Source organism: Micromonospora sp. CPM1 (assembly GCF_023896895.1).
Classification (GTDB): domain Bacteria; phylum Actinomycetota; class Actinomycetes; order Mycobacteriales; family Micromonosporaceae; genus Micromonospora; species Micromonospora tulbaghiae.
Genome location: NZ_JAMHIU010000010.1, coordinates 54116 through 76152, shown reverse-complemented (window position 1 = coordinate 76152; position 22037 = coordinate 54116). Strand labels below are relative to the sequence as shown.

The following is a 22037-nucleotide window of genomic DNA, read 5'->3' as shown; positions in this document are numbered from 1 at the left end:
GCCCGTGTAGGCGACGGTACGCCGCGAAACGTTACGACGCGGTCAGTTCCCGCACGTCGAGCCCGCCGTCGGCGTACCGCGAGCGCACCACCTTCTTGTCGAACTTGCCGACGCTGGTCTTCGGCACCGCGTCGATGAACGCCCACCGCTCCGGCAACTGCCAGCGGGCCACCGAGCCGGCGAGGAAGTCGCGCAGTTCCTCCGCGGTCACCGAGGCGCCCTCGCGGACCACCACAGTGGCCAGCGGCCGCTCGTCCCAGCGCTCGTCCGGTACGCCCACCACGCACGCCTCCAGCACCGCCGGGTGGGCCATCAGGGCGTTCTCCAGCTCGACCGAGGAGATCCACTCCCCGCCCGACTTGATCACGTCCTTGGCGCGGTCGGTGAGCGTGATGTAGCCGTCCGGCGAGAGCGTGCCGACGTCACCGGTCCGCAACCAGCCGTCCCGGAACTTCTCCGGATCCGGGGCGTCGTCGCCGATGTACCGGGCGGTCACCCACGGCCCGCGTACCTCCAGCTCACCCACCGACGTGCCGTCGGCGGGCAGCGGCTCGCCCAGCGGTCCGACGATCCGCGCGGTCACGCCCGCCGGTACGCGGCCCTGCGTGTAGCGGTAGCGCCAGGCGTCGTCGCCGGTGGCACCGGCCGGCGCCCGGGAGACCGAGCCCAGCGGCGACATCTCGGTCATGCCCCAGGCGTGGATGACGTCGATGCCGTAACGGTCGTGGAACGCGTGCATCAGCGACGGCGGACAGGCCGACCCGCCGACGATCACCTCCTTCAGTGAGGAGAGGTCCACCTCGTGCGCGTCCAGGTAGGCCAGCAGGTCGGTCCAGATGGTCGGCACCGCACCGGCGAGCGTGGGCCGCTCGGCGGCGATCATCGCGGCGATCGGCTCGGCCTGGAGGAACCGGTCCGGCATGATCAGCGAGGCGCCGGAGAGGAACGCCGCGTACGGCAGGCCCCACGACATGGCGTGGAACATCGGCACGATCGCCAGCTCGCGATCGTTCGGGCCGAGCCCGAAGCCCTCCGGCATGCAGACCTGGAGCGAGTGCAGGTAGATCGAGCGGTGCGAGTAGGCGACGCCCTTGGGGTTGCCGGTGGTCCCGGAGGTGTAGCAGAGGGCGGCGGCGTCGCGCTCGTCCACCTCCGGCCAGTCGAAGTGGTCCGGACGGTCGGCCAGCAGCGCGTCCCAGTGGTGCACGGTGATCCTGTCGCCGGCCGCGGCCAGCAGCGGCGCCGGGTCGCCACCGCCGACCACCACCACGTGCGCCACGGTGGTCATCTCGCCGATCACCCGGGCGAGCAGCGGGATGAGCGTGGTGTCGACGAGGACCACCCGGTCCTGCGCGTGGTTGGCGATGTAGGAGACCTGGTCGGGGAAGAGCCGGATGTTGAGCGTGTGCAGCACCGCGCCCATGCTCGGCACGGCGAAGTACGCCACCAGGTGCTCGTTGTTGTTCCACATGAACGTGCCGACCCGCTCGTCGCCGGTCACCCCGCACTCGTCGCGCAGCGCGTGGGCCAGCCGGGCCGCGGCGCGACCGACCTCCGCGTACGTCATCCGGCGGGGTTCGGCGCCGGTCCAGGTGACCACCTCCGCCGCGCCGTGCACGGTGGAGCCGTGTTCGAGGATCCGGGCGACCTGGAGAGGGGCATCCATCATCGTGCTACGCATGGGTAACAAAGTAGTGGCGGCGGTCACATCTGCGGAACCCCCCGGATCCGCCGAGGTGATCACGGATGATGCGTAGATTGTCCGGGTGAGCATCTCGTGGGCCGACTCGTACGTGGGGCAGCTCCGCGCCCTGGCCGGTGACCGCACCCTGATGTTCGTCGGCGCCCGCGCCGTCGTACGCGACAACGCCGCCCGGGTGCTGCTGATCCAGCGTTCCGACAACGGCCAGTGGGCCCTGCCGGCCGGCGCCATGGAACTCGGCGAGTCGATCGCCGACTGCGCGGTCCGGGAGGTCCGCGAGGAGACCGGGCTGCGGGCGCTGCGGGTCAGCGCGTTCGCGCTCTACACCGGCCCGGACCGGACCCACACCAACATGTACGGGCACACGTACCAGGTCTTCACCACGGCGTTCCGCGTCGACGAGTGGGACGGCGAACTGGCCCGGTTCACCGACGAGACCACCGACTCCGGCTTCTTCCACCCGGCGGACTTCCCGCACCCGCTGTCGTCGAGCGTGCACGAGACGCTCGCCGACCTCGACGTGTTCGAGCAGACCAACCGGCTGATCCTCAAGTAGCCGCAGGTCACAGCATCGTCTGCGACTTCGCCTCCATGTCGGCGGCGGCCTCGTCCTTCGACTCCTTCGTCAGCGGCTTGCCGCCGGGCGCGGGCGCCTTCCCGCCGAGCGGGTCGGCGCCGCCGGTGGCGCCCTGCGGGCCGGTGCCGCGCAACTGGAGGTTCGGCATGGCCAGGGTGACCAGGACGGCGATCACGGCGATCAGCCCGGTGGTCAGGAAGACCAGGTGCAGCGACTCGACGAACGCGGCCTGGACGGCGGCGCGTACCGGGGCGGGCAGCGCGAGGATCGCCGCCGGGTCGTTGATCGAGAAGTCCCCGCCGGCCGTCACCGCGGCCCGCTGCTCCGGCGGGAGCTGCGCCAGCGCGCCGGGCAGCCGCGCGGACATCTCGGCGGTGAGCCGGGACGACAACACCGCGCCGAGGATGGCCACGCCGAACGAGCCGCCGAGCGACCGGAAGAACGTCGCCGACGAGGTGCCCGCGCCCAGGTCGCGGACGCTCACCGCGTTCTGCACGGCCAGGATCAGCGACTGCATGCACAGGCCCAGCCCGACGCCGATCACCACCATGTAGCCGAACGCGGCCCACAGCGTGGTGTCCACCTGGAGCTGCTGGAACAGCAGCATGCCGACCACCAGCACGGCCGCGCCGGCCACCGGGAACCACTTGTACCTGCCGATCCGGCTCATCGCCCGGCCGGTGAGCACCGAGGTGACGATGACGCCGGCCATCATCGGCAGCATCAGCAGACCGCTGCGGGTCGGCGAGGCGCCCTTGACGATCTGGAGGTAGAGCGGGATGAAGATGATCGACCCGAACATCACCAGGCCGAGCACGAAACCCGCGCCGTTGGCGAGCGCGAACGTGGCGCTGCGGAACAGCCGCAGCGGCAGGATCGGCTCCTTGGTCCGGGCCTCCTGGACGACGAACAGCACGCCCAGCACCGCGCCCGCGACGAACAGCCCGACGATCACGCCGGAGCCCCAGGCGTACTCGGCGCCGCCCCAGCTCAGCGCCAGCAGCAGGCAGCTCACGCCGGCGACCAGCAGCGCCGCGCCGATCCAGTCGACTGTGTGCTCCCGGCGCTCGAACGGCACCAGCCGCATCACGTGCCAGCAGACCACGATGGCGAGGATCGCCAGCGGCACGTTGATGTAGAAGATCCACCGCCAGTTGTTCTCCGCGAAGTAGCCGCCGACGAGCGGTCCGGCCACCGACGAGACGCCGAACACCGCGCCGAACAACCCCTGGTAGCGGCCACGCTCCCGGGGCGACACCACGTCCGAGATGATGGTGAACGCCAGCGTCATCAGGCCACCGGCGCCCAGGCCCTGCACACCGCGCGTGACGATCAGCTGGGTCATGTTCTGCGACAGCCCGGCCAGCAGCGAGCCGAGCAGGAACATCCCGATGGAGAACAGGAAGACCGGCCGGCGCCCGTACAGGTCGGCCATCTTGCCGTACAGCGGCGTCGAGGCGGTCGAGGCCAGCAGGTACGCGGTGACCACCCACGAGTAGTGGTTGATGCCGCCCAGCTCGCCGACAATGGTGGGCAGCGCGGTCCCGACGATGGTCTGGTCCAGCGCCGCCAGCAGCATGCCGGTCATCAGACCGAACATCAGCAGGCGGATCTGGCGGGCGGGCAACGCGGGACGGGCGGCCTGGGCGGTCATCCCGCTTCCTATCCCACCGGGGGCGGATCATGCCCCCGGTGGGACTGTGAGTTTTCAGCGGGCGGTGTGCCGCCCCTCGGCGAACTCCTCGACGATCTTGGCGCAGAACGCCGGCAGGTCGTCCGGCTTGCGGCTGCTGACCAGCCCGTTGTCGGTGACGACCTCCTGGTCGACCCAGTTCGCGCCGGCGTTGGTGAGGTCGGTGCGCAGGCTCGGCCAGGAGGTGATGGTGCGGCCCCGCACCACGTCCGCCTCGACGAGCGTCCACGGGCCGTGGCAGATCACGCCGACCGGCTTGCCGGCGTCGAAGAACGCCTTGACGAACCGGACCGCCTCCGGGTCCGTACGCAGGAAGTCGGGGTTCGCCACGCCACCGGGCAGGACCAGGCCGTCGTACGCCCCGGCGTCCGCCTCCTTGGTGGTGACGTCGACCTGGTACTGCTTGCCGTGGTCGAGGTGGTTGAAGGCCTGGATCGTGCCGGACTCGATGGAGACCAGCTCGACCTGGGCGCCGGCGTTCTCCACCGCCTCTCGGGGCTTGGTGTACTCGACCTCCTCGACGCCGTCGGCGGCCAGGAAGGCGATGCGCTTGCCCTGAAGTGTCGCTGCCATGCTGCTTCTCCTCTCCGGGGTACGTCTGCACGGTTCCCCCGCCCGATGCCGCGAAACCGGACGCATCGGGTGGCCCGCGTCGCACCATGTTTGGCCAGACGGCCCGGGGGGATCCGCAGAGGCATGGCAGGAGCAGCAGCGGAAGAGCGCCGGCTCGCCACGGTGGTGGCGAGCTGGCAGCAGCGTCCCGTGCTGGTCGTCGGGGACGCCATGCTGGACGAGTGGCGGTTCGCCGAGTCGGAGCGGCTCTGCCGCGAGGCGCCCGCACCGGTCCTCACCCTGCGGCGGCGGATCTCCGCGGCGGGGGGCGCCGCCAACACGGCGGTGAACGTCGCAGCGCTCGGCGGCCGGGCCGCGCTCGTCGCCCCGGTCGGCGCCGACGTGGCCGGCGACGAACTGCACGACTGCCTGGACCGGGCGGCGGTCTGGGACCGTACGGTGAGCCAGCCGGGCCGGCCCACACCGGTCAAGCGGCGGATGCTCGCCGGCAACCAGATCCTGCTCCGCGAGGACTCCGGCGGCCCGGAGGACGGGCTGGACGCCGACGGGGTGGCCCGCCTGCTGACCGCGCTGCACTGCGCCACCGAGGAGCTGCGCGCGGTGGCCGCCGGTCAGCCGCTCACGCTCGTCGTCTGCGACTACGGCCTGGGCGCGCTGCCCTCGGCGGTACGCGCCTGGCTGGTCGCCAACCGTGACCGGTACGGCACCGTGGCGCTCGACGCGCACGACCTGGCCGACTGGCGCGGACTGAACCCGACAGTGGTGACGCCGAGCTTCGCCGAGGCGACCCGGCTGCTGGCCCGCGCCGCCGCCGGGTTCGCGCACGCCGAACGGGGTGCCGTCCCCGGCGGCGACGGCCTGCACCTGAACCACCCGGCGGAGGCCGACGGCCCGTCCGAGCTGATGGTGGGCGCCGCGCCCGGCGGGTCCGGTGAGCGCGTACCGGGCAGCCCGCACCCGACCTCCGGTACGCCCGCCGCCGAGGCCCCGACCGGCCCGACCGGCGAGCCGACGCCCGGCGAGGAGCGGGTGGCGCTGACCGGCGACGGGCTGAGCGTCACCGGGACCGGCGTGACGGTGAGCGCGGCGGCCGGCACCGGCGTCGACCGGGCCGTGCTGGCCGAGTCCCGCCTGCCCGAGCTGCGCGAGCACACCGGCGCCGACGTGGTGGCGGTGACCCTGGACACCGAGGGCGCTGTGGTCGGCGGCGCCGAGGGCGAGCCTCGGCGCAGCCACAGCACCCCGGTCCCGGCCAGCCACGCGGTGGGCGCCGGGGACGCGTACCTGGCGGCCATGACGCTGGCGCTCGCCGCCGACGCGGGCCTGCCCACCGCCGCCCAGCTCGCCCAGCTCGCCGCCACCATCACCGTCGCCGACACCGGCACGTGCGTGTGCCGCCGGCAGGATCTGCTGGCCGCGCTCGGCACCGGCGCGGACGAGGGCGGGCACCCGGCCCTGGTCGGCGCCGACGAGCTGGCCGCGCTGGTGGACGAGCACCGGCAGGCCGGGCGGTCGGTGGTGTTCACCAACGGATGCTTCGACGTGCTGCACCCGGGGCACGTCCGCTACCTGACCCAGGCCCGCGCGCTCGGCGACCTGCTGATCGTGGCGGTCAACTCCGACGGCAGCGTACGGCGGCTCAAGGGCCCGGACCGGCCGGTCAACCCGGTCGAGGACCGGATCGCCCTGCTGGCGGCGCTGGCCTGCGTCGACCACGTGGTGGTCTTCGAGGAGGACTCGCCGGCCCGGCTGATCGAGGCGGTCCGCCCCGACGTCTACGTCAAGGGCGGCGACTACCCGCCGGAGATGGTGCCGGAGGCGCCACTGGTACGGCGGCTGGGCGGGCAGGTGCGCACGCTCGGGTACGTGCCGGACCGCTCCACCTCGGCGATCATCGACCGGATCCGCGCCCAATCGCACAGCATGAGCGAACGCACCGAGCGAAGCGAGGGCCGTGAGGCCATGCCAGACCGGCACAGCATGAGCGAACGCACCGAGCGAAGCGAGGGCCGTGAGGCCATGCCAGACCGGCACAGCATGAGCGAGGGCCGTGAGGCCGTGCCCGACCAGCAGCACAGCCCCGCCGTGGGCGAGGGCAGGCCGGCGTGACCCGTCCGCTCGACCCGGGCACGCCCGGACGGTTCCGGCAGCACCGGCGGCTCGACGTGCTGATCCCCACCCGCAACCGGCCCGCCGAACTGGCTGTCACGCTGTCCGGGCTGGCCGCCCAGGAGGGCGTACCCGGGTTCGGGGTGGTGGTCAGCGACCAGTCCGACGGCGAGCCCGCGTACGCCCACCCGGCCGCCGCCACGATGGTCCGGGCGTTGCGGCACCGGGGGCACCCGGTGCTGCTGACCCGGCGGCTGCCCCGGCGCGGCCTGGCCGAACACCGGTCCTACCTGCTGGCCCAGTCGGCGGCCGACGCCGTGCTCTGCCTCGACGACGACGTGTGGCTGGAGCCGGGTGCGCTGTCCCGGCTGGTGACCGCGCTGGACGAGCTGGGCTGCGGGTTCGTGGGCAACGCGGTGCACGGGCTCTCCTACGCCGACGACGTCCGCCCGGAGACGCACCAGCACTACGAGGAGTGGACCGGGCCGCCGGTGCCGGAACGCATCCAGCCCGGCACGCCGGAATGGCACCGGGCGTCCATCCACCCGGCGGCGAACCTGCTGCACGTCACCGAGAAGCTGGACCTGGCGGCGGGCGAGTGGCGGGCGTACAAGATCTCCTGGATCGGCGGGTGCGTGCTCTACGACCGGGCCAAGCTCGTCGACTCCGGCGGCTTCGACTTCTGGGAGCGGCTGCCCGAGCGGCACCAGGGCGAGGACGTCGCCGCGCAACTCGCCGTGCTGGAGCGCCACGGCGGCGCCGGTGTCCTGCCCAGCGGGGCGTACCACCTGGAGTCACCGACCACTGTCACCGAACGCGACGTGGAGGCGTGGGAAGTGGTGCTCAGCGAGTCGCCTGCGGAGGTGTGAGCAGCTCGCGGGCCGCCTCGACCACCTCGGCGGCCGGCACGTCGGCCACGAACGACACGCGGTGCGGGCACTCCCCGTCGCCCGGCCGGTGCGGGTAGATCCCGGGCGTGCAGTCGACGCCGCAGACCGGGCAGTGAGTGGTCCAGGCGGCGATCGGGCGGTGCCGCCCACGCAGCGGCGACGCCCCATTGATCAGGTTGCCGACCCAGAAGACACCGACCGTCGGCGCGCCCACCGCGGCGGCCAGGTGCAGCGGGCCGGTGTCGTTGGAGACCACGAGCGCGCAGTCCGCGTACGCGGCGGCCAGCGCGCCCAGGCCGAGCGTGCCGACCTGGGGGCGCACCGGCACTCCGGCCGCCGCCACCACCGCGTCGACCGTCTCCTGCTCGGCGGGCGTACCGGTGACCAGCACCTCGTACCCGTCTCCGGTGAGCGCGCGGGCGACCTCGGCGAAGCATTCCGGCGGCCAGCGGCGCCGCGTGTCGGTGGCGCCCGGGTGCAACGCGACCCGGGGCCGGGTGGGTTCGCCGAGCACGGCGGCGGCCTCCGCCCGGTCGGCGGCGGTGACCGCGAGCGCCGGGGTGATCGTGGTGGCGGGCGCCCCGACCAGGGCGGCCACCTCCAGGTAGCGGATCACCTCGTGCTGGTAGTAGACGTAGCGCAGCCACCGGTCCAGCGGCGGCGCGCCCTCGGCCCGAAGGCCGGCGGTGACCCGGGCGCCCAGCCCGGCGACGAACGGGTTCGAGTTGGCGCCGCCGCCGTGCACCTGCAACGCCAGGTCGAACCGTTCGGCGCGGGCGGCGGCCAGGAACGCCGGCACGTCACCGGGTGACTCGCCGGGCCCCGGGTCGCGGATGCCCGGCGCCGCCGGCACCACCAGCACCCGGTCCACCGGGCCGGGCCGGTCGCGCCAGAGCGCCGCGTGCCACGGCGCGCCGAGCAGCACGATCTCCGCCGACGGGTACGCGGACCGCAGCGCGTCGAGCGCCGGCAGCACGAAGATGAAGTCACCGAGCGCGTTGGCGCGCAGCACGGCGATCCGTTCGACGTCCGGAACGCGCTCGCCGACCGGGCCGAGCACCGCTGAGCTGGTCACGCGGCCCCTACGGTCTGTCGATCTCGTCGAGCGCGGTGTCCGGGTGGTGCAGCTCCCGGTCCGCGGCCGGGTCGGCGGGCATCGGCGTACGGTCGGCGCCCGGTCGCGGGCCGGTGCGGCCGACGGTGATCGTGCGCGGCGCGGACCGGGACGCCCGGGGCAGGCGCACCCGGAGCAGGCCGTGGTCCATCACCGCGTCGATCCGGTCCGGGTCCACGCGGGACGGCAGGTCCACGCGGTACTCGAAGCCCCGGGTGGTGAACCCGCCCGGGATGCCGTGGTCGGCGTTCACCTCGGCCTCCGACCGGGCGCGTACGCACAGCTCCCGGTCGTCCAGCTCGACGGCCACCTCCTCCGGCGCGACGCCCGGAAGCCGGACGACCACCTCCCAGCCGTCGGCCGTCTCGGCCAGATCCACGTCCTGGTTGCCGGAGCGTCCGCCGACCAGCCGGCTCAGCTCGGAGCGCAGCGACTGGAGCTCGCCCATCGGATCCCAGCCCTGCTGGCGGCCACGCCAGCCTCGTCCGCCGCTCTGTTCGGTCATCGCACGTCTCCGATCCGCTGTGTCGCCGAGTGGGGTCGCAGCGAGCTGGGCGCGTTGAGATCGTGATCAGGGTCGACGCCGACGCCGAGCCGGTCCACCAGTTCGCCGCCGAGCCAGGCGCTGACGCCGAGGATCGCCAGGGCGACCACCTCGATGGCGACGAGCGAGCCGCCGGCCGCCCGCGAGTCGGCGTTGAGCCGCACCGCCCAGACCGCGGCGAACAGCAGGATCACCGCCACGTTGGCGGCGGCGTGGGTGAGCCCGACCCGCTTGGCGCGGGTGCCGGCCGGCAGGGCGAGCAGGTCGAACGCCCCGGCCGCCGCGGCCAGCAGGCCGACGATCAGACCGACAGTGATGTTCCAGTACGCGACCTCGGCGAGGAAGCCGGGCCCGCCCACGGTGTCCACCAGATCGAAGATCACCGCGGTCACGAAGAGCGCCACCGGGAACATCACGAGCATCGGATGCACGGGATGGCCGAGCACCTTCAGTCGGCTCTCCATCTCGGCCTCCATCCGTCGCGTCCGGACGCACGCTGCGAACCGGTCCCTACCCGCCGGCCCCGGGGGCAAACCCGGCCTTCGACGCGCTCTTCTAGGCTGACCTTGGCGGATCACGGCCCGTCGCGGGGCGGAACCGCCGTCAAGGTCAACGGACGGGGGAGGAAGACGTGACGACCCGGGAGATCACCAGCGAGTCCGAACTACGCGAACTGATCGGCACACCGATGGCGCGGGCGGCCACCAAGGAGCGCCGTAAGCTGCACGAACGCGACCGGGAGTGGCTCGCCGCCTCGCCGTTCTGCCTGATCGCCACCGCCGGCGCGGACGGCACCTGCGACGTCTCCCCCAAGGGCGACCCGCGCGGTTTCGCGCTGGTGCTCGACGACACCACGATCGCGATCCCGGAGCGGCCCGGCAACCGGCGGGCCGACGGCTACCGCAACATCCTGACCAACCCGCACGTCGGGTTGATCTTCCTGATCCCCGGCCGTACCGACACGCTGCGGATCAACGGCCGGGCCCGGCTGATCGCCGACGCGCCGTGGTTCGCCGACATGGAGGTCAAGGGCCACCGGCCGCTGCTGGCCGTCGAGGTCGCGATCGAGGAGATCTTCTACCACTGCGCGAAGGCGTTCCTGCGCTCCGAGCTGTGGCAGCCGGAGACCTGGCAGCCGGACGTGCTGCCGACACGGGCCCGGCTGATCAAGGAGGTGGAGGCCCCCGCGGAGAGCCTGGCCGACCTGGAGCGCCACTACGGCCCGGCCTACCTGGAGACGCTCTACCGCTGACCTCGTCGCCGGCGGTCGGCGCCGAGCGGTGCGCTTGCGTCACCGCCGGACGTTGCGCTTGCGTCACCGCCGGACGTTGCGCTTGCGTCACCGCCGGACGTTGCGCTTGCGTTTGCCCCGGCCGGCGTGGACGCGGCCGTCTCCGACCGGCGCCGGCGCCGCCCGGCGCGCCCGGGCTGCGTGGTCTCTGCCCGGCCGGGCTGAGCGGTCATGGTCCGGCCGGGCGGCGCGTCGGATGCGGGACAGCGTCAGCACCACCCCGGTGCCCAGGGCGACCAGCCCGACCACGCCGAGTAGGCCCTGCACGCGCCCGCGATGCCCGCTGAGCTGCCCGAAGTCGGTGACGAAGTCGCCCGGGTCCGCCGGGTTGGCCCAGATCGGCACCTCGGCGCCCGCCGCCCGGCACACCTCGAAACACGGCACCTCCTGCGAGTGCGTGCGGCCGTCGACCACGTAACTGAAGTACATGGTGCTCGACGAGGAACCCCGGTTACCGCCGCTCTCGGTCACCTGGTCGACCACCGTCGCCCGCGCGGGCGTACCCCGCTCGCGCAGCGTCACCCCCCAGTCGTCGAGCGCCGCCTGGGTGTGGAACGGCAGCCAGAGCAGGGCGGCACCGGCGACCGTCAGCAGCGCGGACGCGAGGATGAGCCAGAGCGGCCGACGCATGATCACGCCGCCATCGTGGCCGGGCGCCGCAACCCCCGGCGCGCTACCCCGCCGGGGTGAAGCGCGTCGGCACGCCCACGTCGGACAGGGCGCGGGCGAGGTGCGGCGCGGTGGTCTTCACGTACGCCGCGCCGATGTGCGAGCCACCCCGGTAGATGAGCACGTTGCCGAACACCACAGGGCACCTGTCGGTCGGGCAGACGGCGTCGAACAGGTCGATCATCTTGACCTTCGGCGCGCCCGCGACCGCCTGCCGCTGCATCCGGTACCCCGGGTCCTGGTCGTGCCGCTCCCGGTCGAACGCGCAGGCCGACAGGCGCTTGCGGTTCTTGTCGGCACAGGCCACCGCCGCGCCCGGATGCGGGTTGTTGGCGAGCACGACGACCTTGGTCCCCACCGAGTCGAGCTTCTTCCACGAGGCCCGAACGCCGGACACCATCGCTGCGACAGTGGCGCGCTTGCCCCCGCTGTCCAGAGCCGTCGACGCCGACTGCGAGGTGACCACGTAGTCGGGGCGCTCCCGCACCAGGCGGTCCAGCAGCGCGCGGTTCCACTCGATGCAGTCGGTGTACGGCTTGCCGGACCCGTCACCCTTGAGCACCTGGGCGCTGGTGAAGGCGCATCCCGCCTTCGCCATGATCAGCAGCTTCCAGTCGTTCTGCGTGGCGAGCACCTGGAACGCGGGTAGCCACTGGTCCATCTTCGAGTCGCCGACGAGCGCGACGGTGGTGGACCCGTTCGGAACGCCGTACGTGCAGGACAGCACCTCGGCGCCCTCGACCTGCTGGAAGCACTTGTCCCGGTTGGTGTCGGGCACGTCCATGAAGCCCTGCCGGATCTGCAGCGGGTCCGGCGTGATCGCGTCGAACCGCTCCGGGACCGGACCGATCGGCGCCGTGCCGGGCGCTGTGGACAGCAGCGCGGCGCCCGGGGCGTACCGGCTCTTGGTCGTGGTCGCGGCGGCGGCCCACGCGCCCATCAGCACCAGGACCAGGCCGGCGCAGATGCCGGCGAGCGTGAAGTTGCCGCCCAGGCTCAACGCCAGACGCGGCGACGTGGAGATCTTCCGCGAGTAGCGCAGCGGGTTCTCCACCAGCCGGAACGTGAGCCAGGCCGGGATCACCGAGGCGAGCGCCACGACCAGACCCTCGGTCACCGACAGGTCACCGAAGTGCGCGGCGGCCACCACGAGCATCGGCCAGTGCCACAGGTACAGCGAGTACGACAGGTCACCGATCCACTGGAACGGACGCAGGCCGAGCACCATCACCGGCCCCCGGGAGCCGGCCGCGGCACCGGCCGCGATCACCGCCGCCGCGCCGAGCGTGGGCAGCGCCGCCGCGTACCCCGGCCATGCGGTCTTCCCGCTGACCAGCAGCGCCGCCGCCACGATCGCGGCGAGGCCGAGCCACCCGAGGACGACCGCCACCGACCGGGGCATCCGCGCGGCGCGGACCGCCAGCAGCGCGACCGCCGCGCCGACCGCCAGCTCCCACAGCCGCGTGGTGGAGACGAAGAACGCGCGCTCCGGCGAGTTGGCCGTCTCGACGATCGACCAGACGAACGACGGCACCGCCAGCACCGCGAGACCGACCCACAGGACCGGCCGTACGTTCGCCCGCCGGAGCCTGCGCGCGGCGAGGATGGCCAGCACGATCAGCAGCGGCCAGAGCAGGTAGAACTGCTCCTCCACGGCGAGTGACCAGAAGTGCTGCACCGGCGACGGCGCGACGTCCTCGGCCAGGTAGTCGACCGCGCGGTCGGCGAACCGCCAGTTCACGACGTAGGTCGCCGCGGCGGCGATGTCGCCGCCGATGACCTGCCACTCACCCCGGGGTACGAACAGCCGGACCGCCACTGCGGTGGCCGCAAGCACCACCGTTGCCGCGGGCAGGATCCGCTTGGCCCGGCGCGCGTAGAAACCGGTGAGCGAGACCCGCCCGCTGCGCTCGATCTCGGAGATGAGCTGCCCGGTGATGAGGAAGCCGGAGATCACGAAGAAGACGTCGACGCCGACGAAGCCACCGGGGATGAACGGCAGGCCGGCGTGGTAGAGCAGCACCAGCCCGACGGCGACGGCCCGGAGCCCGGCGACGTCGGCCCGGAACCGGCTCGGCGTCGCCTCCCTGCCCGGCTCGCGTCCGGTCGTCGTACCGCCCGGCTCCCCGACCGGTGAACCTTCCCGATCGGCAACTTTCGTCAACGGCGGGGAAGTCATCGCGATCCTCAAACTCTGCGGGCTGGGGGCGAGGGAACGATAGCGGCTGGTCAGGCGGCGGACAATCACGCCGCACCGCCTCGTCGAGCGGATGCCGCGGCGCGGCGGGCGGACGCTCCGGTGCGACGAGCAGGCGTTCCGACCCTAGACCGTCGCCCGGCGGCGTAGGGGGCAGGGTGGATACGGCGGGTGACGCCGGCAGGCGATGGGGTTGAATCGGCGGGTGGCGAAGACCCTGACGATCACCACTCGCAACGCGAGCTTCCAGCAGTGGCAGGCGCTGCTGACCAACCGCACCAAGCGGCAGCGGTCCGGGGAGTTCCTGGTCCAGGGGGTACGCCCGATCACGGTGGCCTTGGAGCAGGGCTGGGAGATCCGCGCCCTCCTCCACCCGGACCGGCAGCCCCTGTCCCGCTGGTGCCGTGACCTGCTCGACCGCGCCGACGCCCGGCGGGTCGCCCTCGCGCCCGAGCTGATGCGGGAACTGAGCGGCAAGGAGGAGGAGTCCCCCGAGCTGCTGGCCGTGGTGGCGCAACCCGCCGACGACCTGGCCCGCATCCCGGTCGGGCCGGCGATGCTCGTGGTGGTCTTCGACCGCCCCAAGACCCCTGGCAACATCGGCACGCTGATCCGCTCCGCTGACGCCTTCGGCGCCTCCGGCGTGATCATCACGGGCCACGCCGCCGACCCGTACGACCCGAAGGCGGTCCGGGCCAGCACCGGGTCGCTGTTCGCCGTACCGGTGGTGCGCGTCGCCGGCCACCGCGACGTCCTGGACTGGGTCGCCGCGGTGCGTGCGGACGGGCTTCCGCAGGTCCAGATCATCGGTACGGACGAGCACGGGGACGTGGACGTCGCCGAGCACGACCTGACCGGCCCCACGCTCCTGCTGGTCGGCAACGAGACGCACGGGCTCAGCAAGGGCTGGCAGGAGGCCAGTGACCGGATGGTGCGCATCCCGATCGTGGGGGCGGCGAGTTCGCTGAACGCGGCGGCGGCCGGGACGGTGGCGCTGTACGAGGCCGCCCGGCAGCGGGCCGGGCGCCGGTAGCGGTCGCGCCGCTACCGGGCGCCTGGTGCGCTCCTCTATCCGGACGGGCGCGTGGATGCCCGCGCCTCGACCGCCCGCCGGTGGGCCGCGCTGCCCTCGCGATAGAACAGGTAGCCGCCGTGGTGCAGGACGTCGCCGTCGAAGCGGCCGTCGGCGGTGAACCCGCTGTCGTCCCAGTAGTCGATGTGCTCGCCGGTCACCTCGTACCGGCCGGTGTAGGCGCTCGCCCGGTCGCCACGCGCCTCGTCGTACCTGCCGTCGGGCAGCAGCTCCTGCCGGATGTAGCCGTCGGCGGTGACCCACATCCCGACGTACGGATGGACGGTCCCGGAGGCCGGGGGCCGCGCCTGCGTCGCGGACGGCGCGGAGCGCGGCGCGGGCGCTGTCTCCGTGCCGCAGGCGGTGAGCGCCGCCGTCAGGAAGACGGTGGCGGCCTTGCGGTGGTTGGTACCTGACATGTCAGCCTCGCTGCCGGGTCGGACGGATGATGATCTCGTTGACGTCCACGTCCGCCGGCTGGTCGACGGCGTACGAGATGGCCCGCGCCACGGCGTCCGGTGAGATCGCGTTCCTGCGGTACTCCCGCATCGCCTCCCGGGCCACCGGATCGGTGATCGACTCGGCCAGCTCGGACTCGACGACACCGGGCGTGATCGTGGTGACCCGCAGGCTCGGGTCGGCCTCCAGGCGCAGACCCTCGGTGATCGCCCACGCGGCGAACTTCGTCGCCGAGTACACCGCGGCGGTCGGCACCACCTCGTGGGCACCGACCGAGGCGACGGTGACCAGGTGGCCGCCGCCCTGCCGCTGGAAGACCGGCAGGACGGCCGCGATGCCGTGCAGCAGGCCCCGCACGTTGACGTCGATCATCCGGTCCCACTCGTCCACCAGCAGGGCGTCGAGCCGGGACAACGGCATCAGACCGGCGTTGTTGACGAGCACGTCGACCCGTCCGAACTCGTCCACCGCGCTGCCGACGAACGCCGCAACGTCGTCACGGTCCGTCACGTCGAGCCGCCGTACCCTGATGTCGTCGTGCCGTTCGGCGAGCGCGGCGAGCCGCTCGCGGCGCCGCGCGCCCGCGACCACGACGTGCCCCTCGGCTGCCAGCCGCAGTGCGGTCGCCTCGCCGATCCCGCTGCTCGCGCCCGTGACCAGAACGACCTTCTGTGTGGATTCCATGAGTCCACGGTGCGGAGTACGACCTGCCGCAACCAGGGTGCGTCACACCCCGGCTGAGGCTCCTGGCGGCCTGTCGGCCGCGGTTATGTTGGGGTGGTGGACGGCAGCAATCCGCTCGGCGAGTTCCTGCGGGCCCGGCGTGAGACGACCAGTCCGGCGGAGGCCGGAATCGTGTCCTCGGGCCGGCGCCGGACGCCGGGTCTGCGGCGCGAGGAGGTCGCCCAGCTGTCCGGGGTCAGCACCGACTACTACGCCCGCCTGGAACAGGGGCGGGAACAGCACCCGTCGGAACAGATGCTGAACGCCCTGGCCCGCACCCTCGGGCTCGACGCCGAAGAGGTGGCGCATCTGCACCTGCTGGCCAGGAGCGGCCGCAAGCCTGTCCGGCGGGGCACGCGGGAGACCGTCCGGCCGAGCCTGCTGCGCCTGATGGACGGCTGGCTGCACACCCCCGCGCTGATCATCGACCGCAGGATGGACGTGCTGGCCGCCAACCGGCTCGGACGCGCCCTGTTCGCCACGCTGTTCGAGGCCGACGAGCCCAACCTCGTCCAGTTCGTCTTCCTCGACCCGGCCGCCCGTTCCTTCTATCCCCACTGGGACCGGGTCGCGCAGTCCAGCCTGGGCGCGCTGCGGGCCGCCGCAGCCGACATGCTCGACGACGCGCGGCTCACCGAGCTGGTCGGGGAACTCTCGCTGAAGAGCCCGGAGTTCCGCCGGCTGTGGGCGCGCCACGACGTACGGGGAAAGACGCACGAGGCGAAGCTGTTCCACCATCACGACGTGGGCGAGCTGACCCTCACGTACGACTCCCTCACCGTCGCCGGCGCGACGGGCCAGCAACTGGTCGTCTACCAGGCCGAGGCGGGCAGCCGTTCGGCGCAGGCGCTGGCGCTGCTGGGCACCGTGGCCGCCGAACTGCCCGCTCCGGACAGGACGGCCCGTACGGCCTCGTGACGGCCCTCGACAGCACGGTCCGCCTGGGCGGCCACGTCGTACGACGGCGCGGGCGAGGACCGGCCGCAGCCCGGAAGGTCGACCCGGATGACGTGATGGTGGTCGGCCAGCGCCGGGATCATCGGTTCCCAGGAAGCACCCGCCGCCCCCGACCCGTGGATGAGCAGCAGCGGCGGCGCCTCCCGCGGACCGTCGTGCATGCCGTGCAGGTGCTCAACGTCGTGCGCAGTCATGCAGGCGATGGTGCGCGGCGCACCGGCCATCCGTCTTGACAAATGTCGTCGAGGTGACGACCCGCAGGCCGGCTTCTTCGCGGAACCCGCTAGACGAAGTCTCTCCAGAAAGCGACGGTGGCACTCGGCTCCCGGCCTCGCTCCGTTGCCGGCCCACCGAACTCCCGATGGATGTAGTCCTCCAGGTCGCAGCCGTAATAGATGATGTCGGTCTGGTGCATGGACAGGACCGGGTGCCCGTAGGAGCCGCGCCCGGAGGGTAGGAAGCGATGGCTGAACACCGGCACCATCTGCGGCACCCTCCGGAGGTGCGGCTCGGCGGTCGCCACCGCCTCACGTCGGTTGCTCGGCCGCTCTCCCCAGCTCTCATGCCAGTAGCCGTTGTGCTCGACATCGAACAGCACGCCGTATGCGGGCCATTCGAGGCGGTCACGAAGGGCAGAGGTGTCTCCCCGCCGCCAGTCCGGCCACGAATCGCCCGTGGGGAGCCCCGCGGCCAGGAAGGATCGGTGGTCGTCGGCGAACTGGAAGCCGAAGGTGTTCTCCACGCGAGCGAACTCTTCCTCCGTCAGACCGCGCTGAATCTCGACGTGCCCGAGTTCCCTCAGCCGGCGGGCTGCGGCAGCGCCGAGGGCGGCGCCGTCCGGGTTCAAGCCCGGCGCAGGCCCACCTCGGTCGGCTTTACGAAAGCGGTCCAGGAAATTGCCCACGCTTCCTCCCTTGCAGGCCGCGAAGCCTAACCACCGGGAAGGGGAGGTGATCGACCGCGGGAAACGGCGAAGCCCAGGCCGATGACCTGGGCTTCTGTACCGAGCCGCCTGACGGAATCGAACCGTCGACCTACGCATTACGAGTGCGTCGCTCTAGCCGACTGAGCTAAGGCGGCAACGATCGTCAAGTGTACGGCACGCCCCGCGGGAAGCCGAACCGGATCCCCCCGTCCCCGAACCCGGACACCGGACCACATCCGCCCCGTCACGGGAGAGACTTCCCGCCCGCTCCGGACTACCCTCCGGCGGGTGACCGACGAACCGCCGCGACCACCGGCTCCCGAGGCGCATCCCGGAGAGCGGGCCACCCGCCGCCCCCGCCGCATCGACCCCCGGGAGCTGGGTTTCACCCCGCGCCGGCCGGTGCCCTGGCTCGCGCCACTGCTGCTGATCAGCACCGGCCTGCGTACGTTGCTGGCCATGCTGTTCGGGGCGTACCTGGACAAGCGCGAGTTGCAGAACGCGTTCGGCGACGGCACGTTCCGGCAGGTCGGGCCGGACGGCGGGCTCTGGCTCGACTACGTGGCCGACCTGGGTGACGGCTTCGACGCCACGTACTCGGTGGCGTACCTGCTCGCCCAGCCGGAGCTGACAGTGGACGGGCACCGCCTTCCCCGCGCGCAGACGCTGGTGATGGGCGGCGACCAGGTCTACCCGGCGGCGGGCTACGAGGCGTACGAGGACCGCTGCAAGGGCCCGTACCAGGCGGCGCTGCCGGTCGCCCCGCCGGAGAAGCCGACACTGTTCGCGGTGCCGGGCAACCACGACTGGTACGACGGGCTGACCGCGTTCCTGCGCCTGTTCGTGCGCACCCGGGACCGGCACTTCGGCGGCTGGGGCACCGGCCAGTCCCGCTCGTACTTCGCCGTCGAACTGCCGGCCGGCTGGTGGCTGCTCGGCCTCGACGACCAGTCCGGCTCGTACCTGGACGACCCTCAGCTCACCTACTTCGACGAGGTGGCCCGCAAGCTCACCCCGGAGTCCAAGGTGATCCTGGCGGTGCCGGCGCCGACGTGGGTCAAGGCCGTCGACCACCCCAACGCGTACGACTCGATCGACTACTTCATCCGTACCCTCGTCGCGCCGACCGGGGCGCAGGTGCGGGTGCTGGTCTCCGGCGACCTGCACCACTACGCCCGCTATGCCGGCACGGACCGGCAGCTCATCACGTGCGGCGGCGGGGGCGCCTACCTCTACCCCACGCATCGGCTGCCGGAGAGGCTGGAGGTGCCGCCGCGTGACACGCTGACTCGCCGGGCCAGCAACACCCAGGAGTACGACCTGGCCGCGCGCTATCCGGACAAGGCGCGCTCCCGCCGGTACGGCTGGGGGATCTTCGCCCGGCTGCCGTTCCGCAACCCGGGCTTCACCACGCTGCTCGGCACCCTGCACACGCTGCTGATGCTGGCGATGGCCGGGGTGGCGGTGCAGCGGGTGGGCACCACCGAGCAGCGCCTGTTCAGCGTGCCGCTGGCGATCATGCTGGTGGTGGCGATGATGAGCGCGGTGTTCTTCGCCAAGCCACCCACGGCGGGCGGGAAACGGCACGCCCGGCACTGGATCCTCGGAGTGGCGCACGGGCTGGCCCAGGTGGCTCTCGCCGCCGGGGGCACGTGGGTCTGGTTGCAGCTGCCGTTCTACGACTGGCCGTGGCCGATGCCGGCGGTCGCCGCGGTGGTGCTCTACGGGCCGGTGAGCGGCCTGGTGGCCAGCCAGCTCGTGGCGCTCTATCTGCTGGTGGCGGGCGCGTTCGGGGTGAATCTGAACGAGCTGTTCGCGGGGCAGGGCATCGAGGACTCGAAGGCGTTCCTGCGGTTCCGGATCGACCCGGACGGCACGTTGACCATCTACCCGATCGCCGTCGACAAGGTGTCCCACGACTGGCAGCTCAACCCCGACCAGTCCCCCACGGCCCCGTGGCTGACCCCGAAGACCCCCCTGACCCCCCGCCTGGCCGAACCCCCCATAGTCATCCGCTGACCCCACCCCCCGTCCCACCCCGTTGATCATGAAGTTGGCGGCGAAGTCGATCACCATTTCGACCGCCAACTTCATGATCGACGGAGTGGGCGGGTGGGGTGGGGTGGGGGTTAGGGCTGGGGGTAGTGCTGGTCGTGGGCCTGTCTCGGGCCGCAGACCGATGCCCGGGAGCACATCGAGCGGGAGCCGTCCGCGTCCAGGCGGACCGTGACCGCGTCGCGCGGGACACTGTGGCCGACCACCTTGCCCTCGCCCTGCGGCGTGGACACCCGGCTGCCGACCGCAGGGGCCGACTCCTGGAACTTCTGATACAGCGGGTGCTCGTACTTGAGGCAGCACATCAGCCGCCCGCACGCACCGGAGATGCGCAGCGGGTTGAGCGGCAGATCCTGATCCTTTGCCATCCGGATGGTCACCGGCTCGAAGTCGGTGAGGAACGTGGCGCAGCACAGGTCACGCCCGCAGGAGCCGATGCCGCCCTGCACCCGGGCGGAGTCGCGGGCGGAGAGCTGACGCAGCTCGACCCGGCAGTGCAGCGTGGCGCCCAGGTCGCGGACCAGCGAGCGGAAGTCGACGCGGTGCGGCGCTGTGAAGTAGATGGTGGTGCGGTCGCTGCCGTTCTCCGGCGTGGCCAGGACGTGGTCGACTGCGACCACCTTCATCGGCAGGCCGTGTTCGCGGATCAGCCGCTTGGCGGCCACCTTCGCCTCGGCCTTGCGCCGGCGCAGCATCTCGTCGCGGCGCAGGTCGTCGTCCCCGGCGATCCCGGCGAGTTTCGGGAAGCTGGCGGTGTCCTCACTGACCCACTGCGCGGCCCACACGCACTCGGCCACCTCGGGCCCCTCGTCGGTGGGCACCAGCACCCGGTCGCCCACCTGCGGGCGCCACTCGCCCGGGTCGAGGTAGTAGAGGCGCCCGTACCGGTTGAAGCTGACCGCGCAGAGCATGCCCATGCGCCCCACCCTACGCGGATCGACGCCCGCCGCACGGCGCACCTGTCGCCGCCCGGTCACCCACCGCAGCGATCATCGTCGACGACCCGGCCGAACCGGCCCCATCGCCTCGCCCGGACGGCTGAATCTCCGGCGGGTTCCTGACAAACACCGCCCGGACGCGTTGAGTGAAGGCATACCTGCGGGGGGTGCAGGGGAAGGCCACGGCGCCGCCGCCGTCACCCGGCCACGGCCGGACCGGCGCGCGGCGCCGTGGACCGTCAGTAGCCGATCCGGGTGGTGCCGCCGTAGCGCGGGGCGGTGGTGGCGCGGTCCCGCCACGGCGTCTCGGCCAGGCTCGGCCCCCACTGGCGCAGCAGCGTCTCGGCGCCGTCGTAGGCCACCCCGAGCACGCCCAGGATCCTCGTGGCGATCTCCGCCGCGGCCGCCGCCCCGGCCCGTCCGGCCTCGGCGCCGGGCCGGGTCGCCGCGTGCACCGCGACCGCCTCGGCCGAACCCAGCACCTCGGCCAGCGCCCGGGCCAGCGCGGCCCGGCTGCCCTCCACCCAGCCGGCCAGCGCGTCGGCGTAGCCCGCCGTCGACTCCAGCCGCCCGACCAGGCTCTCCGGGCCTTCGTCCAGGTGCCGCAGCAGGGCGGCACGTGCCTCGTCGTACGCCGACGCGGCGGCGCCGGACCAGGCGACCTGGTCGGCCAGCATGGCGCAGGTGTCGTCGTACCCCCGGACGAGCCGGCGCACGGCGTGGCCGGCGCCGGTCAGCGGCGCGGGATGCAGGTCGAGGAATTCGCGCACGGCCGCGCCGGGAAGCACCTGCATGCGGCGCAGCAGCGGCCAGAGCCGGTGGCCCTCGGGCGCGCCGGCGGCAAGCAGCGCGTCGACGCGGGCGAGCAGGTCGAGGCCCGGCTCGGCGAGGCGGTCGAGCGCGTCCATCAGGCCTCCCGGGCCAGCCGCCGGGCGACCGCGTCGTCGGCGGCGGCGTAGCGGTCTGCGGCACTGCGCAGCGCCGCCGCGGCGGCGGCCATCCGGACGGCGGCGGCCTGCGCCTCGCGTGCCCGGTCGGCGGTGGCGAGGGTCCACTGGCGGTGCAGCGCGCGGCCCACCTCGCCGGGGCGGCCGGTGGCGTGCGCGCCGAACGCGGGATGCGGCGGGTCGGTGGCGGTCACCGTGCGGGACAGGGTGGCGAGGGTCGCGCCGGCCTCGTCGAGACGGGCGGCCAGGGCACGCAGCGTCTCCATGTCAGGCCCCCGCCAGCGGCCGGTAGGCCGCGAACGTCTCGTTGTGCAGCTTCTCCCGCGCCCACTGCGCCGCGTCGGCGGCGGCGGTGACCGCGGCCTGCACCGAGCCGGCCACGTCGCGCGGACTGCGGTGGTGCAGCGGGCCGAGGAAGCGCACGTCGGTGATCCGCCCGCCGGCGGTCACGACCACCTCGACGAGCCCGTCGGGTGAGCGGACGGTGACCTCGACCGTCGCGACCGCCTGGTCGAACTCGGCCTGCAGGTTCTCGATCCGGCGGTAGCGCCGCACCGCCTCCTCGATCCAGGCCTCGTCGATCTCGCCCCGCGGCATCGGCG

At 72.9% G+C, this 22037-nt stretch carries 23 protein-coding genes and 1 tRNA gene; 7 read left to right on the top strand and 17 right to left on the bottom strand.

The window, feature by feature from the left end; genetic code table 11:
• Positions 1-31: 31 nt before the first annotated feature.
• The gene (locus tag M8C11_RS14305; protein WP_252449879.1) at positions 32-1681 is read right to left on the bottom strand and encodes a fatty acid--CoA ligase; all 1650 of its coding nucleotides are present in this window, start codon (positions 1679-1681) and stop codon (positions 32-34) included.
• A gap of 85 nt (positions 1682-1766) precedes the next feature.
• Between M8C11_RS14305 and M8C11_RS14300 the strand changes: the two genes are divergently transcribed.
• Positions 1767-2258 (top strand): NUDIX domain-containing protein, encoded by a 492-nt coding sequence (locus tag M8C11_RS14300; protein WP_018785677.1) that lies wholly within the window; start codon positions 1767-1769, stop codon positions 2256-2258.
• Positions 2259-2265: 7 nt separating this feature from the next.
• Here the strand turns inward: M8C11_RS14300 and M8C11_RS14295 are convergent, their stop codons facing one another.
• Positions 2266-3933, bottom strand: a complete 1668-nt coding sequence (locus tag M8C11_RS14295; protein ID WP_252449878.1) for an MDR family MFS transporter — start codon at positions 3931-3933, stop codon at positions 2266-2268.
• A 54-nt stretch (positions 3934-3987) separates the two neighbouring features.
• A complete protein-coding gene (locus M8C11_RS14290) occupies positions 3988-4545 on the bottom strand; it encodes a type 1 glutamine amidotransferase domain-containing protein (RefSeq protein WP_121685807.1) in 558 nt (185 codons plus the stop codon).
• A 123-nt stretch (positions 4546-4668) separates the two neighbouring features.
• Between M8C11_RS14290 and rfaE2 the strand changes: the two genes are divergently transcribed.
• The gene (gene rfaE2, locus M8C11_RS14285; RefSeq protein WP_252449877.1) at positions 4669-6654 is read left to right on the top strand and encodes a D-glycero-beta-D-manno-heptose 1-phosphate adenylyltransferase; all 1986 of its coding nucleotides are present in this window, start codon (positions 4669-4671) and stop codon (positions 6652-6654) included.
• Entirely contained in the window at positions 6651-7523 is an 873-nt protein-coding gene (locus M8C11_RS14280; protein WP_252449876.1) for a glycosyltransferase family 2 protein, read from the top strand. The genes rfaE2 and M8C11_RS14280 overlap by 4 nt, the downstream gene beginning before the upstream one ends.
• On the opposite strand, the gene M8C11_RS14275 is transcribed toward M8C11_RS14280, so the two are convergent.
• The 3 genes from M8C11_RS14275 to M8C11_RS14265 are packed head-to-tail and all read right to left on the bottom strand — an operon-like array spanning position 7498 to position 9666.
• Positions 7498-8619: a glycosyltransferase family 9 protein gene (locus tag M8C11_RS14275; protein ID WP_252449875.1), complete on the bottom strand. Its 1122-nt coding sequence runs from the start codon at positions 8617-8619 to the stop codon at positions 7498-7500. The two genes, M8C11_RS14280 and M8C11_RS14275, sit on opposite strands and share 26 nt — an antisense overlap.
• A 7-nt stretch (positions 8620-8626) precedes the next feature.
• Complete coding sequence (locus M8C11_RS14270; RefSeq protein ID WP_120572026.1) at positions 8627-9163, bottom strand: Hsp20/alpha crystallin family protein; 537 nt, start codon at positions 9161-9163, stop codon at positions 8627-8629.
• Positions 9160-9666 (bottom strand): DUF2231 domain-containing protein, encoded by a 507-nt coding sequence (locus M8C11_RS14265; protein ID WP_252449874.1) that lies wholly within the window; start codon positions 9664-9666, stop codon positions 9160-9162. The genes M8C11_RS14270 and M8C11_RS14265 overlap by 4 nt, the downstream gene beginning before the upstream one ends.
• 167 nt (positions 9667-9833) lie before the next feature.
• Here M8C11_RS14265 and M8C11_RS14260 point away from each other — a divergent pair, with 167 nt between their 5' ends.
• A complete protein-coding gene (locus M8C11_RS14260; RefSeq protein ID WP_308212745.1) occupies positions 9834-10454 on the top strand; it encodes a pyridoxamine 5'-phosphate oxidase family protein in 621 nt (206 codons plus the stop codon).
• A gap of 87 nt (positions 10455-10541) precedes the next feature.
• Here the strand turns inward: M8C11_RS14260 and M8C11_RS14255 are convergent, their stop codons facing one another.
• Entirely contained in the window at positions 10542-11123 is a 582-nt protein-coding gene (locus M8C11_RS14255; protein ID WP_252450002.1) for a DUF3592 domain-containing protein, read from the bottom strand.
• A gap of 43 nt (positions 11124-11166) precedes the next feature.
• Entirely contained in the window at positions 11167-13341 is a 2175-nt protein-coding gene (locus tag M8C11_RS14250) for an acyltransferase family protein (RefSeq protein WP_252449873.1), read from the bottom strand.
• Between the two features lie 223 nt (positions 13342-13564).
• On the opposite strand from M8C11_RS14250, the gene M8C11_RS14245 reads away from it, so the two are divergent.
• Positions 13565-14392: a TrmH family RNA methyltransferase gene (locus M8C11_RS14245; RefSeq protein WP_252449872.1), complete on the top strand. Its 828-nt coding sequence runs from the start codon at positions 13565-13567 to the stop codon at positions 14390-14392.
• Positions 14393-14427: 35 nt separating this feature from the next.
• On the opposite strand, the gene M8C11_RS14240 is transcribed toward M8C11_RS14245, so the two are convergent.
• Together M8C11_RS14240 and M8C11_RS14235 are read right to left on the bottom strand one after the other, a co-directional pair.
• Positions 14428-14850: an Atu4866 domain-containing protein gene (locus M8C11_RS14240; protein WP_252449871.1), complete on the bottom strand. Its 423-nt coding sequence runs from the start codon at positions 14848-14850 to the stop codon at positions 14428-14430.
• Position 14851: 1 nt separating this feature from the next.
• Positions 14852-15574, bottom strand: coding sequence for an SDR family oxidoreductase (locus M8C11_RS14235; RefSeq protein ID WP_252449870.1), 723 nt, complete (start codon positions 15572-15574; stop codon positions 14852-14854).
• Between the two features lie 96 nt (positions 15575-15670).
• Here M8C11_RS14235 and M8C11_RS14230 point away from each other — a divergent pair, with 96 nt between their 5' ends.
• Positions 15671-16531 (top strand): helix-turn-helix transcriptional regulator, encoded by an 861-nt coding sequence (locus tag M8C11_RS14230; RefSeq protein ID WP_308212744.1) that lies wholly within the window; start codon positions 15671-15673, stop codon positions 16529-16531.
• On the opposite strand, the gene M8C11_RS14225 is transcribed toward M8C11_RS14230, so the two are convergent.
• From M8C11_RS14225 to M8C11_RS14215, 3 genes are all read right to left on the bottom strand, one after another.
• Positions 16426-16764 (bottom strand): alpha/beta fold hydrolase, encoded by a 339-nt coding sequence (locus M8C11_RS14225; RefSeq protein ID WP_252449868.1) that lies wholly within the window; start codon positions 16762-16764, stop codon positions 16426-16428. The genes M8C11_RS14230 and M8C11_RS14225 overlap by 106 nt on opposite strands.
• Before the next feature lie 89 nt (positions 16765-16853).
• Positions 16854-17474: a hypothetical protein gene (locus M8C11_RS14220; protein WP_308212743.1), complete on the bottom strand. Its 621-nt coding sequence runs from the start codon at positions 17472-17474 to the stop codon at positions 16854-16856.
• A gap of 102 nt (positions 17475-17576) precedes the next feature.
• Positions 17577-17650 (bottom strand) — tRNA-Thr (locus M8C11_RS14215).
• 133 nt (positions 17651-17783) lie between these two features.
• On the opposite strand from M8C11_RS14215, the gene M8C11_RS14210 reads away from it, so the two are divergent.
• Entirely contained in the window at positions 17784-19514 is a 1731-nt protein-coding gene (locus M8C11_RS14210) for a metallophosphoesterase (protein ID WP_252449867.1), read from the top strand.
• A 110-nt stretch (positions 19515-19624) separates the two neighbouring features.
• Here the strand turns inward: M8C11_RS14210 and M8C11_RS14205 are convergent, their stop codons facing one another.
• The 4 genes from M8C11_RS14205 to M8C11_RS14190 all read right to left on the bottom strand — a co-directional run bounded on the left by M8C11_RS14205 (position 19625) and on the right by M8C11_RS14190 (position 22032).
• A complete protein-coding gene (locus tag M8C11_RS14205) occupies positions 19625-20467 on the bottom strand; it encodes a regulatory iron-sulfur-containing complex subunit RicT (RefSeq protein ID WP_252449866.1) in 843 nt (280 codons plus the stop codon).
• 260 nt (positions 20468-20727) lie between these two features.
• Positions 20728-21396 (bottom strand): hypothetical protein, encoded by a 669-nt coding sequence (locus tag M8C11_RS14200; RefSeq protein WP_252449865.1) that lies wholly within the window; start codon positions 21394-21396, stop codon positions 20728-20730.
• Positions 21396-21701 carry a hypothetical protein gene (locus M8C11_RS14195; RefSeq protein ID WP_120572036.1) on the bottom strand — a complete coding sequence of 102 codons (306 nt, stop codon included), beginning with the start codon at positions 21699-21701 and terminating at the stop codon, positions 21396-21398. The genes M8C11_RS14200 and M8C11_RS14195 overlap by 1 nt, the downstream gene beginning before the upstream one ends.
• Position 21702: 1 nt before the next feature.
• On the bottom strand, positions 21703-22032 hold the full coding sequence (locus tag M8C11_RS14190; RefSeq protein WP_013473591.1) for a YbaB/EbfC family nucleoid-associated protein: 330 nt from the start codon (positions 22030-22032) through the stop codon (positions 21703-21705).
• Positions 22033-22037 lie beyond the last annotated feature (5 nt).